This window comes from Embleya sp. L77 (assembly GCF_055557415.1).
This window is the reverse complement of the sequence record NZ_CM145710.1, coordinates 2,963,199-2,977,820: the sequence shown is the minus strand read 5'-3', so window position 1 is coordinate 2,977,820 and position 14,622 is coordinate 2,963,199. Positions and strand designations below refer to the sequence as shown.

15 protein-coding genes are annotated in these 14,622 nt (G+C 72.0%); 7 read left to right on the top strand and 8 right to left on the bottom strand.

Annotation, left to right across the window (positions count from 1 at the left end; translation table 11 throughout):
• Nucleotides 1-99 precede the first annotated feature (99 nt).
• Nucleotides 100-366 carry a YciI family protein gene (locus tag ACZOOI_RS42500; protein ID WP_465282175.1) on the bottom strand — a complete coding sequence of 89 codons (267 nt, stop codon included), beginning with the start codon at nucleotides 364-366 and terminating at the stop codon, nucleotides 100-102.
• Nucleotides 367-389: 23 nt separating this feature from the next.
• Here ACZOOI_RS42500 and ACZOOI_RS42495 point away from each other — a divergent pair, with 23 nt between their 5' ends.
• The 3 genes from ACZOOI_RS42495 to ACZOOI_RS42485 all read left to right on the top strand — a co-directional run bounded on the left by ACZOOI_RS42495 (nucleotide 390) and on the right by ACZOOI_RS42485 (nucleotide 1,964).
• Nucleotides 390-1,139 carry a Crp/Fnr family transcriptional regulator gene (locus ACZOOI_RS42495; protein ID WP_465282174.1) on the top strand — a complete coding sequence of 250 codons (750 nt, stop codon included), beginning with the start codon at nucleotides 390-392 and terminating at the stop codon, nucleotides 1,137-1,139.
• Between the two features lie 253 nt (nucleotides 1,140-1,392).
• Entirely contained in the window at nucleotides 1,393-1,656 is a 264-nt protein-coding gene (locus ACZOOI_RS42490) for a hypothetical protein (RefSeq protein ID WP_465282173.1), read from the top strand.
• A gap of 47 nt (nucleotides 1,657-1,703) precedes the next feature.
• Complete coding sequence (locus ACZOOI_RS42485) at nucleotides 1,704-1,964, top strand: hypothetical protein (RefSeq protein WP_465282172.1); 261 nt, start codon at nucleotides 1,704-1,706, stop codon at nucleotides 1,962-1,964.
• A 203-nt stretch (nucleotides 1,965-2,167) separates the two neighbouring features.
• Here the strand turns inward: ACZOOI_RS42485 and ACZOOI_RS42480 are convergent, their stop codons facing one another.
• Nucleotides 2,168-3,019 carry an alpha/beta fold hydrolase gene (locus tag ACZOOI_RS42480; protein WP_465282171.1) on the bottom strand — a complete coding sequence of 284 codons (852 nt, stop codon included), beginning with the start codon at nucleotides 3,017-3,019 and terminating at the stop codon, nucleotides 2,168-2,170.
• Between the two features lie 104 nt (nucleotides 3,020-3,123).
• Here ACZOOI_RS42480 and ACZOOI_RS42475 point away from each other — a divergent pair, with 104 nt between their 5' ends.
• Together ACZOOI_RS42475 and ACZOOI_RS42470 are read left to right on the top strand one after the other, a co-directional pair.
• A complete protein-coding gene (locus tag ACZOOI_RS42475) occupies nucleotides 3,124-3,990 on the top strand; it encodes a helix-turn-helix transcriptional regulator (RefSeq protein ID WP_465282170.1) in 867 nt (288 codons plus the stop codon).
• A gap of 193 nt (nucleotides 3,991-4,183) precedes the next feature.
• Nucleotides 4,184-4,726 (top strand): anthrone oxygenase family protein, encoded by a 543-nt coding sequence (locus ACZOOI_RS42470; RefSeq protein WP_465282169.1) that lies wholly within the window; start codon nucleotides 4,184-4,186, stop codon nucleotides 4,724-4,726.
• A gap of 102 nt (nucleotides 4,727-4,828) precedes the next feature.
• On the opposite strand, the gene menC is transcribed toward ACZOOI_RS42470, so the two are convergent.
• Complete coding sequence (gene menC, locus ACZOOI_RS42465; RefSeq protein ID WP_465282168.1) at nucleotides 4,829-5,938, bottom strand: o-succinylbenzoate synthase; 1,110 nt, start codon at nucleotides 5,936-5,938, stop codon at nucleotides 4,829-4,831.
• The gene (locus ACZOOI_RS42460; protein ID WP_465284212.1) at nucleotides 5,935-6,201 is read right to left on the bottom strand and encodes a hypothetical protein; all 267 of its coding nucleotides are present in this window, start codon (nucleotides 6,199-6,201) and stop codon (nucleotides 5,935-5,937) included. Before ACZOOI_RS42460 ends, menC begins: the two co-directional genes overlap by 4 nt.
• On the opposite strand from ACZOOI_RS42460, the gene ACZOOI_RS42455 reads away from it, so the two are divergent.
• Together ACZOOI_RS42455 and ACZOOI_RS42450 are read left to right on the top strand one after the other, a co-directional pair.
• The gene (locus tag ACZOOI_RS42455; RefSeq protein ID WP_465282167.1) at nucleotides 6,089-9,553 is read left to right on the top strand and encodes an MFS transporter; all 3,465 of its coding nucleotides are present in this window, start codon (nucleotides 6,089-6,091) and stop codon (nucleotides 9,551-9,553) included. The two genes, ACZOOI_RS42460 and ACZOOI_RS42455, sit on opposite strands and share 113 nt — an antisense overlap.
• 14 nt (nucleotides 9,554-9,567) lie before the next feature.
• The gene (locus ACZOOI_RS42450; RefSeq protein WP_465282166.1) at nucleotides 9,568-10,293 is read left to right on the top strand and encodes a pyridoxal-phosphate dependent enzyme; all 726 of its coding nucleotides are present in this window, start codon (nucleotides 9,568-9,570) and stop codon (nucleotides 10,291-10,293) included.
• Nucleotides 10,294-10,638: 345 nt separating this feature from the next.
• On the opposite strand, the gene ACZOOI_RS42445 is transcribed toward ACZOOI_RS42450, so the two are convergent.
• From ACZOOI_RS42445 to ACZOOI_RS42430, 4 genes are all read right to left on the bottom strand, one after another.
• Entirely contained in the window at nucleotides 10,639-11,289 is a 651-nt protein-coding gene (locus ACZOOI_RS42445; protein ID WP_465282165.1) for a carbonic anhydrase, read from the bottom strand.
• Nucleotides 11,290-11,506: 217 nt separating this feature from the next.
• Complete coding sequence (locus tag ACZOOI_RS42440) at nucleotides 11,507-12,154, bottom strand: L-threonylcarbamoyladenylate synthase (protein WP_465282164.1); 648 nt, start codon at nucleotides 12,152-12,154, stop codon at nucleotides 11,507-11,509.
• A 252-nt stretch (nucleotides 12,155-12,406) separates the two neighbouring features.
• The gene (locus ACZOOI_RS42435; RefSeq protein ID WP_465282163.1) at nucleotides 12,407-13,471 is read right to left on the bottom strand and encodes a methyltransferase; all 1,065 of its coding nucleotides are present in this window, start codon (nucleotides 13,469-13,471) and stop codon (nucleotides 12,407-12,409) included.
• A gap of 129 nt (nucleotides 13,472-13,600) precedes the next feature.
• Entirely contained in the window at nucleotides 13,601-14,158 is a 558-nt protein-coding gene (locus ACZOOI_RS42430) for a hypothetical protein (protein ID WP_465282162.1), read from the bottom strand.
• Nucleotides 14,159-14,622 lie beyond the last annotated feature (464 nt).

Genomic DNA, 14,622 nt, shown 5'->3' with positions numbered 1-14,622 from the left:
TGGGCGAGGTAGGCGTCGGCGAGCGGTGCGGTGGACGCTCGTGCCCACGGTGTGCTGCCGTCGTGGGTGCGGAGGTAGGTGTCGCTGTCGGAGCGCCCGTCAGCGCGTCGGGCCGACCACCGGTGCCCATTCCCGGATGCCGGTGATCGTCACGCCCGGCGTGCGGTAGTACGGATCGGCGTCCAGGATGCCCTCCAGTTCCGGGCGCTCCAGATCGAATATCAGCAGCGCGCCCGAGTCGTCCGCCCAGGGACCCGCCGCGAGCAGGCGTCCCTGCTCGTGCAGCCGGGCGAGGAACGACCGGTGCGCGGCACGTGCGGCGAACCGTTCGGGGCAAGCGGTGAAGGCCAGTTCGAGGATCATCATGCGGGCGACGGTACGGTCTGCCGATGGGAAGTTCAGTATCGGCCGATACATCGGCGCCATGGCGGGCCATGGCCACCGTGCCCCTGTTCGCCACACTGCCCGAGGATCGGCTGCGCGCGCTGTGGTTCGGCTCGCTCCCGCGGCGCCACCGCGCGGGAGAGGTGATCCGCAATGCCGGCGATCCGGCCGAGCATCTCCTTGTGCTGCTGCGCGGCCGGGTGTCCGCCGCCGCCACCACGGCCGGCGGTCGGGCCGTGCGCTTCGGCGACTGGACGGGGCCGTGCGCGCTGGACAAGGTCGCCGTGATCGACGGTGGCGGGCACACGGCGACCCTCACCGCGGTCACCCACTGCTCCGTACGCAGCCTGCCTCGAACCCGATTCGAGGAATTGGTCGACGACGTGCCGGCGGTGCGTCGGCACGTCTTGCGCCTGCTCGCCGAGCACGCCCGACATCAACAGGAGCGGTTCGCCGACGCCGCCACCCTGCCCGTCGAAGCGAGGCTGGCGACCTGGCTGTTGACGCAAGCGGCGGCATCCGCCCAAGCCCGGGTCGAACTGCCGGGCACCCAACAGGACTTGGCCGACCTGCTCGGGACGACCCGGGTGACGGTCAACCGCGTGCTCGCCCGGTTGAGCCACGACGGTTTGATCGAGGTCACGCGCCGCAGTATCGCCGTCCTCGCACCGGAACTCCTCGCCCTGCGCGCGACCGCCCCCGACCCCGGCCCACTCGCGCAATCGCGGGGCCCAGGCAACATCTCGACGACCTGACGCCTGAAGAGCGGACACGGGCCTTCCCGGTGCGGCCGTTTCGCTGGTCCAGGGGCGGTGGAGCAGTCCCCGCCGCGATAACGGAAGGGACAGACCGGGTCAACTGAGGCAACACCGTGTTACTCGCAGACCGGATCAATCGAGACGGGACAGCCGGCGACCGAGGTGGCCCGAGTGCTCCGTCCGGGCGAATTCGGCCGCCTTGCCGGGGCGTCGCGACGACCGACCACATGTCGTCCGTAGGGTCGAACGCATGGCCGAAGCATTGCCCGAGCGCCTGCGCCCCCTGCTCGACCACCAACTCGCGTTCGAGCTGGCCCACCTGGAATGTCTGCGGATCGCGGACACCGGCGACGCCCAGGCGCTGGAGCGGGCCAGGGCCGCGCGAATGAACGCCATGCGGGCGCTGATCGCCGCCCGCGAGGACGCCGGCGCCGCGAGCGCCGAGGACCGTGACGCCCTCAAGAAGGCCGCCCTGGCCGCCCTCGCCGGCCAACCGACCGACCCGCCCGGGTAGTCGTTCCGCCGCCGGCGGGACCGGGCCGGCCGACGCACACTCGAATGATGGAGATCACCTCGGCGCACGGCCACGTCACCGTTCCCGGCCGCGGGGACATCGAGATCACGGCCGACCTGTACGACTGGCCCATCGACGGCGACACCCTCCCCCGCACCTGGACCGGGATCATCGACGGCGGGCCCGTCCTGGCAACCGGCACCGAGGGCGTCCTGCACCTCGACGCCGAACCCACCGCGCTCGGCCACCGATTCGTCGTCGTCGCGAGCGCAGGCCACGTCTCCCGGATCAGCGGACACCTGACCTGACCGGGACCGCCGGGCCGCCCGGGACCGCTACGACGAACCTGCGATCGCCGCCGCCGACCACACACGGGCATCCCCATCGAAGCCCACCTGCGCCTGGAACCGCCGGGACCTGGAACGGGCGGGCCTGGACCGACGACCCCACCATCGACATGAACCGCTCACCGAAGCTGCGGTCCACCTCCTGCGCCGGGCCGCGTCGTGGGTCAGGAGTCGAGCACCGTGCGGATTCGTTCCGCGGTTCCGCGCGGGCGGAAGACGTATCCGTTGTGGCCGCCGGGAAATGTCTCCAGGCGTGTGCCCAGTTCGCCGGCGAGCATCGCGGCGCACGTGTGCGGCCAGACGTGGCCCGAGTTCTCACCGGCGGCGGGCACGACACGGGCGGGTGAGCCCTTGAGCGCGGTCACGTCGAGGACGTGCGCCCTGATGGCCGGCATGTCGTGCGTGAGGAGGACCTCCGCGTTCCGCACGTGGTCGGGCCCCGGAGCGCGCGTCGGGACGTCCGGCTCACAGTCGCTCGGGTCGATGTCGATGTCGGCCGCGAACCTGCGCATCGCCGGGGCCGCTCCCTCCGCCCTGAAGGTCTCCTCGACGGCGAGCAGTTGCCCGAGGGCGAGGGTGCGTCCGGGTTCCGGCAGCAGGTGCGTGACGGGCGGTTCGTGCGCGACGACCGCCGCGACCTGCCCGGGATGCCTGACGGTCAGCTCCAGCGAGATCAGGGCGCCGATGCTGGTGCCGTAGACGAGTGCGGGGTCGGGGGTGAAGGCGGAGAGCAGGTGGGAGACGTCGTCGGCATGCGTGGCGAGCGTCGTCGCGGGGGCGTCGGTGGTGCTCCCGGACAGGCCGCGCCGGTCGTAGGTGAGGACGGTGTACCGGTCGGCGAGGTGGCGGGCGAGCGGTTCGTTCGCGTCGACACCGTGGTGGCCCCCGGCGACGAGCAGGAGCAAGGGGCCCTCGCCGCGGACGGCGTAGCGCAGTCGTGCGCCCGGAACTTCCAGTACGGATTCCCTCATGGTGCGACCACCGATCTTCTCGTCGGACAGGCCTCGGAGGACCATGTACCGATCGTGCCGCCACCGCCGGCACCGCAAAAGCGGAGCGCCTCCCCTAGGATCGGCGGTCCCAGGATGCGCTTTCACGACACCGATATCCTGAGCAGGACATGACACTCAACCGTCCCGACCTCGCCGATTTCCTGCGCCGATCCCGGGAGCGGCTGACGCCGCGCGACGTCGGGCTCGTCGAAGGGCCGCGGCGGCGGACCCCGGGTCTGCGTCGCGAGGAGGTCGCGATGCTCGCCGGGATGTCGCCCGACTACTGCATGCGGCTCGAACAGGCTCGCGGCCCCCAGCCCTCGGTCCAGGTGCTTGCCGCGCTGGCGGGCGCGCTGCGGCTGACCGAGGACGAGCGGGACCACCTCTACCTGCTCGCCGGACATCGCCCGCCGGAGGGCGCGCGGGCCGGGGAATACCTGCGGCCGGCCTTGCGGTACCTCCTCGACCGCCTGGACGGCGTGCCCGTGCAGGTGGTGAGCGATCTGGGCGACCTGTTGGCGCAGAACGACCTGGCGCTCGCGCTGTTCGGGTGCGTGTGCACGGTCGCCGAGGAGGACCGCAACATCGTGCTGAGCTGGTTCACCGACCCCGCCGTCCGCGCTCACTTCGCGGTCGAGGATCGCGAGGAGCAGGCCCGGCAGTTGGTCGCCGACCTGCGGGCCGCGACGACCCGTCGCGGCGACGACGCGGCGTCCCGCTCGCTTGTGGCGCGGCTCCGGGCGGCGAGCCCGGAATTCACGGCGCTGTGGGACCGGCACGAGGTTGCCGTGCGCAGGTCGCACCCGTACCGGCTCGTGCATCCCGACCTGGGCAGAATCGACCTGGACTGCGAGGTGTTGGCGACGCCCGCGGCGGACCAACGCCTGCGGATCTTCACCCCTCCGCCCGGTGGCACCGCGGTGCTGGACGAGTTGCGCGTGCTCGGCCCACAGCACCGGCACGACCCCCACGCGCCGGGCGTGGCCGCACCGTAGGCGCCGAGAACGCTGTGCACTCGTCGGGCCGCGCTCATCGGTAACTCCGGGGTTAACCATGGTTGCCCGAACCGCCGTTGTTCGAAGTCGGCGCGGACGACAGTCTTGAGACATCGAAGAACGGGACGGCAGAACAACGCGGAGACCGCGAGCCGATCCCGATCAACAACCTTCATTCTCAAGGGAGTTCATCATGGCCGCCGTCGACCACACGCTCGCCGCCCCCGCCCGTTCGCTCGCCGCCACCCGGGACACCGTCGGCCGCTGGCTCACCGCCGGCGCAGCGGCCAACACCCTGATGGCCGGCACCTACGTCGCCTTCTCCACCGTCGTGATGCCACTGCTGGGCACCAAGGACGACGCCGACTTCGTGCACACCATGCAACGGATCAACACCGGCATCGAGAACCCCCTGTTCTTCACCGTCTTCACCGCCGCCCTGGCCGCACCCGCCATCGCCGCCTGGAAACTGCGCAGGCACGCGAACACCGCCACCGTCATGCGCTGGACCCTGACCGCCCTCGCCCTCTACACCACCACCGTGCTGACCACCTCCGGCATCAACGTCCCCCTCAACCAGGCACTCGCCCACGCCGGCACCATCGACCCCGGCAAGACCCGCGCCGACTTCGAGACCACCTGGAACATCTGGAACGGCATCCGCGCCGCCCTCTCCACCGCCGCCGCCGTCGCCATGCTCAAGGCCCTCCGCCTCCACCGCCGCAACCGCATCTGACCCCACCACCCCACCCGGACCACTCGCCGCCCACTGCCACCGCCCCACCCCGATCACCACCCCCGGAATTCACCGCCTCCGCGGGTGGCGTCCCCCCGCCGGTCAGCCTCGGCGTAGTTCGCTCACCGTCGTGGTGACCTCGTCCAGCACCGCCGGGATCGGCTCGACACCGAGACCGGGACCCGCCGGTACCGCCAGGTGCCCGTCCCGCAGGACGAAAGGCTGGGTGATGTCGGTGGCGAAGTATCGGTCCGAGGCCGAAATGTCCCCCGGCAGCGTGAAGTTCGGCAGCGCGGCCAGCGCCGCGTTCCCGGCCCGGCCCAGCCCGGTTTCGAGCATTCCACCGCACCACACCGGAATGCCGGAGGCAGCGCAGACGTCGTGGATCCGACGGGCCTCGAGGTAGCCGCCGACGCGCCCGGGTTTGACATTGACGATGTGGCAGGCGCCCAGCGCGATGGCGGCGGCGGCGGAGCGGGCCGAAACCACGGATTCGTCGAGACAGATCGGAGTGCGCAGGCTCCGCGCGAGTGCGGCGTGTCCGAGCAGGTCCTCTTCGTCGAGCGGTTGCTCGATCAGGAGCAGGTCGAAGGCGTCGAGTCGGGCGAGGTGCCGAGTGTCGGCACGCGTGTAGGCGCCGTTCGCGTCGACCTGCAGGAGTGTGTCGTCACCGAAGCGCTCACGGACCGCGTGTACCGGCACGATGTCCCAGCCGGGTTCGATCTTGAGCTTGATCCGTCGGTAGCCCTGCGCCAGGTAGCCCGCCACGGCGTCGATCAGCTCCGGCACCGAGTCCATGATTCCGACCGATACCCCGCTGGGGACGCGGTCGGCGACTGCGCCCAGAGCGGTCGCGAACGACATGCCACAGGACCGCAGTTCGGCGTCCAGGACCGCCATTTCGAGTGCGGCCTTCGCCATGCGATGGCCTTTGACCCCGGCAACCAGCGGCGTGAGGGTATGGGCGGTCACGGACTCGGCGGACAGCAGTAGGGGCACCAGATGCCGCAGGAGGACGTCTTCGGCCCCCTCGACGTATTCCGAGGAATAGTCGGGGTCGGCCCCGGCGACGCACTCGCCCCATCCCTCGGCGTCCGCTGTGGACACCTGCACCACCAGCGCCGAGCGCTCGTATTCGATTCCCAGGGACGTGCGGAAGGGAGTGACCAGCGGCAGCGAGATGCGCCGAAGGCGGACGCGCTCGACCCTCATCGTCCCTCGCCTCGAGTCAGAACGTAACCGCACGCCGCCCGGTCGAAGTCGACCAGCCGGGCGCCGTCCGCCAACAGGGTGCCCAGGGTGTCCCGAAGGGCCAGGCGCCAGTCACGGGCGACGGTCGGCTGCCGGACCCGGAGCAGGTCGATGTCGGGCGGTACGGCGACCAGGACCGTCTCGCCGCCCGCCCGCCCAGTTACCGGCCGATCCCTGTCGTTGGCCGGCAGTCCCCGCCGGCTCGGCCCGGCGAGCGCGGGCACGGGCGCGGGCCCGGGGGCGGGGGCAGGCGCGGGCCCCGGCACGGGCCCCGGCGAGACACTGCTCGACCCCGCCGATCTCCACGCACTGATGAAGACCGAGAACGTCTCCTGCACCGAACTCGTGCCCGCGGTGCTGCGCGCGCTCCTCGACCACACCGAGAGCAGCGGGGCGGACCTGTCGTTCGTCCGCCTGCTGATCGGCGGCGGCGAGAAGTGGCACGTCAGGGAATACAAGCTGGCGCAACGCCTGGTCGGCCCGGACAACCGCGTCGTCAATTCGTACGGTGTCACCGAGGTCACCGTCGACAACGTGCTTTTCGAAGGTTCGGTCGAACGCCTCGCCGACGACGCGCCGTTGCCGATCGGACGGCCCTTCCCGAACAACCGGGTCTATATCCTCGACGCGCACCGCCGGCCGGTTCCCGCGGGCGTGGTCGGCGAGCTGTATCTGGGCGGGCTCGGCGTCGCACCCGGCTATCACGACCGGCCCGAGCCGACCGCCGAGCGCTTCGTGTGCGATCCGTTCGTCACCGCACCCGGCGCCCGGATGTACCGCACCGGCGACTCGGCCCGGTTCCACCTCGACGGCACCGTCGACTTCCTCGGCAGGCTCGACGACCAGGTCAAGATCAACGGGTACCGGATCGAACTCGGCGAGATCGAGGCCCGTCTCGGCACCCTGGAGCAGGTGGCGGCGTGCGCCGTGGCCGCGCACGGGTCGCCCGGCGGCATCAGCCGGCTCATCGGCTACGTGGTGACCCGCGACGGGGCGGATGCCGACGAGGCCGCCTACCGCGAGATACTCGCCGCGGGTCTGCCCGCGCACATGGTTCCCACCCGTATCCTCACGCTGCCCGCGCTCCCGTTGACGCCGAACGGAAAACTGGACCGGCGCGCACTGCCCGCCCCGGCCGGGCCCGGGCCCGCATCCGCCACGACACCCGCCCGGACCGACGCCGAGAAGCGGATCGCGGCGATCTGGGCGGAGGTTCTCCAGATCCCCGAACCCGGCATCGACGACAACTTCTTCGCCCTCGGCGGCGACTCGTTCTCGGCTCTGCGGGTCGTCCGTCGCATCGAACCGGCTCCCAGGCTGGTCGAGTTCTACCAGTACGCCACCATCCGGCGACTGGCCGCCCATCTCGACGCGCGGTCGGAGGCCGGGCCCGTCGATCAGCGGCTGCTGCAACGACTCACCGCCGACGCCGACCCGGCGACCGGCGGGCACACCGTCGTCGCGGTGCCCTACTCCGGTGGCAGCGCCGTCGCCTATCAGCCGCTCGCCGACGCGCTTCCGGCGAACTGGGCGCTGCGGGCGGTGGAGTTGCCGGGCCACGACCGGTCCAGGCCGGACGAGGAACCGGAGCCGATCGGCGTCGTCTCCGACCGCATCGTCGAGGAAATGCGAACGATCGACGGCCCGGTCCTCCTCTACGGGCACTGTCTCGGCGTCGCGCTCACCGTGGAAGTGGCACGGCGCGCCGAGGCGGCGGGCGTGCCGTTGGCCGGGGTCGCGCTCGGGGCGGGATTCCCGACCGCCCGGCTGCCCGGACGATTCTTCGACTGGATCTACCGGCACGTGCCGGTGGACCGCTTCACCTCCGACCGTGAATACCTGGCCTACCTCCGCGCGCGCGGCGGTTTCACCGATCTGGACGACGACGAGCAGGAGGCGTTCGTACTCCGCAACGTCAGGCACGACGCCCGCGACGCCGAGGAATACTTCACCGCCGCCTACCGGCAGCCGTACGCCCCGCTGAAGGTTCCGGTGCTCACGGTCGTCGGCGCCCGCGACCGGGTCACCGAGCACTATCAGGAACGCCACCGGGAATGGCGGCACTTCACCGAAGGCGACCTGGGCCTCGTCGTGCTGCCGCGCGCGGGGCACTTCTTCCTCAAGAGCCACGCCGAGCCGCTTGCGGAGGCGTTGGTGGCCGACGTCGCCTCCCGCGCCGCGCAGTCGCCGACTTCGCCGACCGCGGCGACCGCTCCACCGCCCGCACAGCCGCCCGCCGAGGTACGCAGCCCGGCGCCGGGGGCGGCGCCCGATCTGCGCAGGTTCGCGGTGGTCGCGTTGGGCCAACTCCTGTCGATGATGGGCAGCGGGCTGAGCACACTGGTACTGAGCATCTGGGTGCTCGACCGCACCGGCTCGCTCACCTCCTTCGCGGTGGTGAGCGCGATCGGGCTGCTCCCCGGCATCCTGGTGGGGCCGGTCGCCGGGGCCGTCGCCGACCGGTGGGACCGCCGCAAGGTGATGCTGGCGAGCGACACCACGGCCGGACTCTCGATGGCGGCCCTGGTCGTCCTCATGCAGAGCGACGGCCTGCATCTGTGGCACGTCTATCTGGTCGTGTCGGTGACGTCGGTGGCCGGAGCGTTGCAGCGGCCGGCCTACCTCGCGGCGGTCGCGCAGCTCGTACCCAAGCGCTATCTCGGCCACGCCGCCGGAATCGGGCAACTCGGCGTCGGCGTCGGACTGGTGTTCTCCCCCATGCTCGGTGCCGCGCTGATCGACCCGATCGGCATCGACGGCGTGCTCCTCGTCGACACCGGCACCTTCGCGATCGGGGCACTCACGCTGCTTCTCGTCCGCTTCCCGAACATGCTGTTCCGCGTGCGTGAGGAAACCTTCGGCGCGGAGATCCGCAACGGCTGGCGCTACATCACCCGCCGGCCGGGCCTGCGCGCCGCACTCCGGTTCTTTGTCGTCGACCACGTCTTCTACACCCTGGGCTTCGCCGTCATCACACCGATGTTGCTGGCGGAGCAGTCGGCCTCGGTGCTGGGTCTGGCGCTGGGTGCCGCCGGCGTCGGCGGGATCTTCGGCAGCGTCCTGATGGGCCTGTGGGGCGGTACCGCCCGGCGCAGTCACGGAATGCTCATCTCGATGGGCATCGGCAGTTTCGCGATGATCCTGGTCGGGATCTCCACCGTCCCGGTCCTGATCATCGTCGGAATGTTCCTCGTGGGGTTCGGCGAATCCCTCGCCGAAGGCCATTGGATCGCGATCGTGCAGAGCAAGGTCGGGTTCGAACTGCAAGGCCGCGTCCTGTCCCTGTTCATCACCCTGATGATGCTGACGATGCCGCTGAGCTACCTCGTGGTCGGGCCCCTGGCCGAACGTTTCGTCCAGCCACTGCTCGAATCCGAAGGCCCCGGACGCGGCCTCGCCCTGCTGATCGTCCTCAGCGGACTGCTGCAACTGGCCTGGTCCGTCCGCGGCTGGTTCAACGCCCGGCTGAGGCTGATCGAGGACGAACTGCCCGACGCCATCCCGCCCGCCGAGATCGGCACGCGCGACGATTTGCAGCGCGAGGCCGACGAACTGCTCTCCGCTCGCACCCGGTGAAGGAAGACACCTCCGTGTTGCCTCCGATTTCAGTCGCGCCCAGCGATCCGTACCCGACCCCCTTGGTCGTCGCGGACGGCCTCGTGCCGGGCGTCCGCGTCTTCCTCAAGGACGAGATCCGTCACGCGTCCGGCAGTCACAAGGAACCCGCCGCCCGCGCGGTCGTGGCCCGCGCCCTCGCCGAAGGACACGACCGGATCGTCGTGGGATCGTGCGGCAGCTACGGGCGGGCGATGGCGACCGCGTGCGCGGCGGCGGGCCTGCGGTGCACCGTGGTGCTGCCCGCCGAATGGAGCGACGGCGGCGCCGCCGCCGCGACCGCCGGGGCCGACATCCGTCTCGTGCCCGGCGGTTACGAGGACGCCGTCGACGAATCCCACCGCCTGGCCCACACGTTGGGGGCCCTGGACGGCGATGTCGACGGCCCCTGCACGGACGCCGTCATGGAGGGCCACGGACATGTCGTCCAGGCTCTGCACCGAGAACTGGGCGGCGCCCCGGCCGCTCTCTGGATCCCGGTCGGCAACGGCACGACGATCGTCGCCGCCCACCGCCGAGCCCGCCTCCTGGCCTGGCCGGTGACCATCCAGGCCGTCGGCTCCCCCGGCAACAACCCGATCGGACGAGCTGGCCGGGGCCCTACCGCACGCTGCCGAGCCAGGACGTCGTCCCGACGGAGCACAACGAATTCCTGGTCAACTGGCACGCCCTGCACGGCCCCGAGGCCCTGGCCGCGATAGCCGACTCGGGCGGCGCGGCGCACACCGCGGACGACGACGAACTGCTCGCCGCCCAGGCCCTGCTGGGACACCACGGAGTCCACCCCACCGCGGCGGGCTCGGCCGCGCTCGCCGGCCTGCTGGCGCACGCCGAGACCACTGCGGTCGGCGGGAACCAGATCGTCCTGCTGACCGGCCGCTGAGCACCCTGCGGAACTCCGGAAGCCGTCGCTCACGCCGGGCAGGCGTGAGCACACGGCCTCTTCGCCGGTAGAGGGTCGCCGGGGGCGCGTGGGGTCACCGGGCCACGTGGCAGGTGCCGGCGTTGCTCCCGGCCCCGGCCCCGTCGCCGAAGCCGGTCGCGGTTCAGGCGCCGGAGTCCGGGGGCGACGCCTCGGCCGGTAGGCCGCGGGCCGTGACGAGTCGGGCGCTGCCGTCGGCAAGCCGGTAGGACAGGCCGAGCACGGCCGTTCGTCCGGCGGCGACCTGGTCGGCGAGCACCCGAGAGCGGTCCAGCAGGAGGTCGACGCTGTGCCGTATGTGCTCGGCGAGGATGTCGTCGTCCTGGGTGAGCCCGGCTGCGCGGGCGGCCAGGAGGCTGGGAGTGACGCGTTCGATGACGTCGCGCACGTAACCGGTGGCCGCGACGCCGTCGGTCAGTGCGGCACGGGCGGCCGCGATGGCGCCGCACGAGTCGTGGCCCAGGACCACGACCAGCGGGCAGTCCAACACGCTCACGCCGTACTCGATGCTGCCGAGCACCTCCGGCCCCGCCACATGGCCCGCGGTGCGGACGACGAACAGGTCGCCCAGCCCCCGGTCGAAGATGATCTCGGCGGCCAGGCGTGAGTCGGAGCAGCCGAAGAGCACGGCGAAGGGGCGCTGGCCGGGCGCGGTCTGCGCACGGCGCGCGGCGTCTTGGTTCGGGTGTTGTGGGGTGCCGGCGACGAAGCGTCGGTTGCCGGCCATCAACAGTTCGGCGGCTTCGGACGGAGTCGGTGGCGCGATGTCGGGCATGACCGCAGATTAGCCAAGCCTCGTTCAGCACGGCATCGGGGCCCGCCGAAGACGGGCGACGGCGGCAGGATTCCTCCGGCCCCGGTCGGGCACCGGGACCCGACCGGTGGGGATGGAGTTGCTTGCACCCGGTCGGCCACCGGCACCCGCCCTCGACGAGCGAACCCGTCGCCGGGCGGGCTGCGCCGATGGTGCGCTCGGTCGGCGCGGGATCCGGTCACCCGTCCTCCCGCAGGTCGGGCACCACCTCGCGCAGGCGCAGGACGTCGATCGCCCCCGCGCGCTTCAGCACGGGAGTCGCGGCGGTCAGGTCCACGATCGCGGAGGCGACGCCGGCTTCGGTGGGCCCTGCGTCCAGGTAGACGGCGATCGAGTCGCCGAGCATGCCTTGGGCGGCAGCACAGTCCTGTGGGGACGGCCAGCCCGTCAGGTTGGCGCTGGAGACCGCCATCGGGCCGGTTCGGGCCAGCAGGTCCAGGGCCACCGGATGGGCCGGCATCCGGACCGCCACCGTGCCGTGCGTCTCCCCCAGATCCCAGTCCAGCGACGGCCGGTGCCGCAGGATCAGGGTCAGCCCACCCGGCCAGAACGCCTCCACCAGCGCCCGGCCCGGCGCGGGAAAGTCGGTGACCAGGTCCCGCAGGGCGTCCGCGGATGCGACCAGCACCGGCGAGGGCATGGCCCGCCCCCGGCCCTTGGCCTCCAGCAGACTGCTCACCGCCTTTCGGTCGAAGGCATCGGCCCCGACGCCGTACACGGTGTCCGTGGGCAGTACCACCAGTTCGCCCCGGCCCACCGCCGCAGCGGCCTCGTCGAGCCCGGCGGAACGCCCGGACGCCGTGGAGCAGTCATAACGACGGGACATCGCCGTCCTCCATTCCACCGGGCTTTCGGCCCGCACCTGCTTGCTCACTCCGGCAGGCTACCGGCCCCCGACGAGAGCGTTCCCGCCGTACGGTTCGGCCCGCTCGCGCACGAACACGCGGGCGGGCCGGTCATGGGCGCGCGGGCGTGGCGCTGCGCGTGTTGCCGGCGCGGGGCTCGGCTCCCACCGCGGCAAAAACCCGGCAGGTCGGAGGGCGGGCTCGCCCCGGAAGCCGTCCCGGCACGCCGCTGCTCAGTCGGTGGCCACGGCCTCCACGACGGACAGCACCGTCGGAGTGTCGAGGATGCGGTTCAGCCGCAGGCCGGCCTCGGCGAACAGGGCCGCGAAATCCGCGGCGGTGCGCTCCCGTCCGGCCAGGGAGGCCATCATCATCAGGTCCAGTGCCTTGGCCTGGTGCCGGGCGTCGCCGGGCGGGACGACGGCGTCGACGACCAGGATCCGGCCGCCGGGGACCATCGCGCGGCGGCAGTTGCGCAGCAGGGCCACGCAGTGCTCGTCGTCCCAGTCGTGGGTGATCCGCTTCATCATGTAGACGTCGCCTCCGTCGGGCACGGAGGCGAAGAAGTCACCCTCGGCAAGCCGCCAACGCCCCGCGAGGTCCGGGGAGTCCAGGCGGTGGCCGGCCAGCACGTGTGCCCGGTCGTAGAGCACGCCGTGCAGCACGGGCCGGCCGCGCAGGACAGCGCGGAGCAGACCGCCGTGGCCGCCGCCGACGTCGACCACCACGCCGTGCTCGGGGAAGTCGTACTCGTCGGCGATGGGCTGGTCCTCCGGCTCGGACATGGCCGCCATGCCGTCGTGGAAGACGGCGGCCGCGGCGGCGTCTCGGGCGAAGTGGTCGAAGAACGGCATCCCGAAGATCGCGTCGAAGGCCGACCCGCCCTCGCGCAGGCAGCGGTCCATTTCGCCGGCCGGCAGCCACATGGTGCGGTCGGTGATCATCAGGACGGCGGACCGCACGGACAGCGGGGCGTCGCTGCGCAGCGCGCTGCCGGCGGCGGTGAGCCGGAAGGCCCCGGTGCCGTCCTCGGCGAACAGGCCGCGAGTGGCCAGCAGGCGCAGGACCCGGTGGAGGTACGCCGGGTCGGTGCCGGTGGGGCCGGCCAACTCGGCCGGGGTGCGCGGGCCGTCCGCCAGGTGGTCGGCCACCCCGACGACGGCGGCCGCTCGAAGCGCGGCCGGGTACAGGTAGGCCGGCGCCTCGTCGATCAGATACGCCGCCGAGGCGCGGCCGTCCGGATCGGCGGCGTCGCCCGGTCCGTTGCCGTCGGCCGGTCGGGGCTGGACATCACTCACCGGATGACCTCCTCGTCGTGGGGGCAGCCGTGCTGTCGCCTCATCGTGGCAGCCGGCGCGCGACCCGGATACGCGTTCCTCGCTTTCCGTCGGGAGGTCGAGCACGAACGTCCGAAACCCACCGCGCACTCAGGACACGTGCGCGATCTCCACCGTCAACGGACCCCCGGCCTCGGTGAGACCCGCCTCGGTCGCGCACTGTGGCTTGGGCAGTGGCGACAGGGTTCGGGTGGTGACCGTCGTGGCGCCGGCGAAGCGTCCGGAGAGGATCCTCCCCTTGAAGACCGCCGCCCGCCCCCCGCCGACCGGGCTTTCGACACCGCCGGACTCCTCGAGGGTGCTGCTGCCGCCGTCGTCCCAGGTGATGGTCGTCTTCCGGGTGCGAGTGCCGCCGTTGCAGGTCATCACCCCCGACATCGTCGAGGTCAGGCGACCCGAAGCGGGCAGCGAGTCGCCGAAGGGCAGACAGGAGGTCAGCTCGCCGGTGCCTTCACCGGCGACCTGACGCGGCGTCGCGTTCAACCCCGGCGTGAAGGTTTCGCTCTGGAACCCGGTGCAGACCTGCACCACGGGCACCGGCAGCGCGTGCGCGGCGGGTCCGGCCGAACTCGCCGTACCCGCCGCGACGAGCACCAGCCCGGCGGCGAGGCCGGCCGGTCCCGTACCGAGGAGTCGGGTGGGGTTCATGGGGCGACCTCGCAGACGGATGTGGCCGTCGGGCGGCGACGAAGGAGCCGCGGGGGCGCTCGCCGCACCCGCCGCGGCGGCGGGAACGAGAATGACAGGCACTGCGATCGCACAACGACGCAGGTCCGGGAGGCGTTGCGGGTGTTCCCTCGAACGGGCGAGGCGCCCTCCCGGCGGCCGGGCCTCGGGCGACTCCGCCCGCCAGCCTCTTGACCCAGTCAATGAGTTCGTGCCACTCTGCGACCAAGGAAATCCCTTCAGTGGCGGTTTGTTCGCGCTTGCCCGGGTTCACCCATGCGGCGAGACATGCCGCGGCGCCGCGCGCTCGCCCGGTCGGTTCCGAGCGTCCCCACCCGTCCGCGCTCACCGAACCGGCCCGCGCGTTCGGCCCGATGGGCCCGAGCGGATGTGCCGCTTCGTCGACGAGCACCTCACCCGGGGCCTCGTCCCGTAAGCCACGCAGC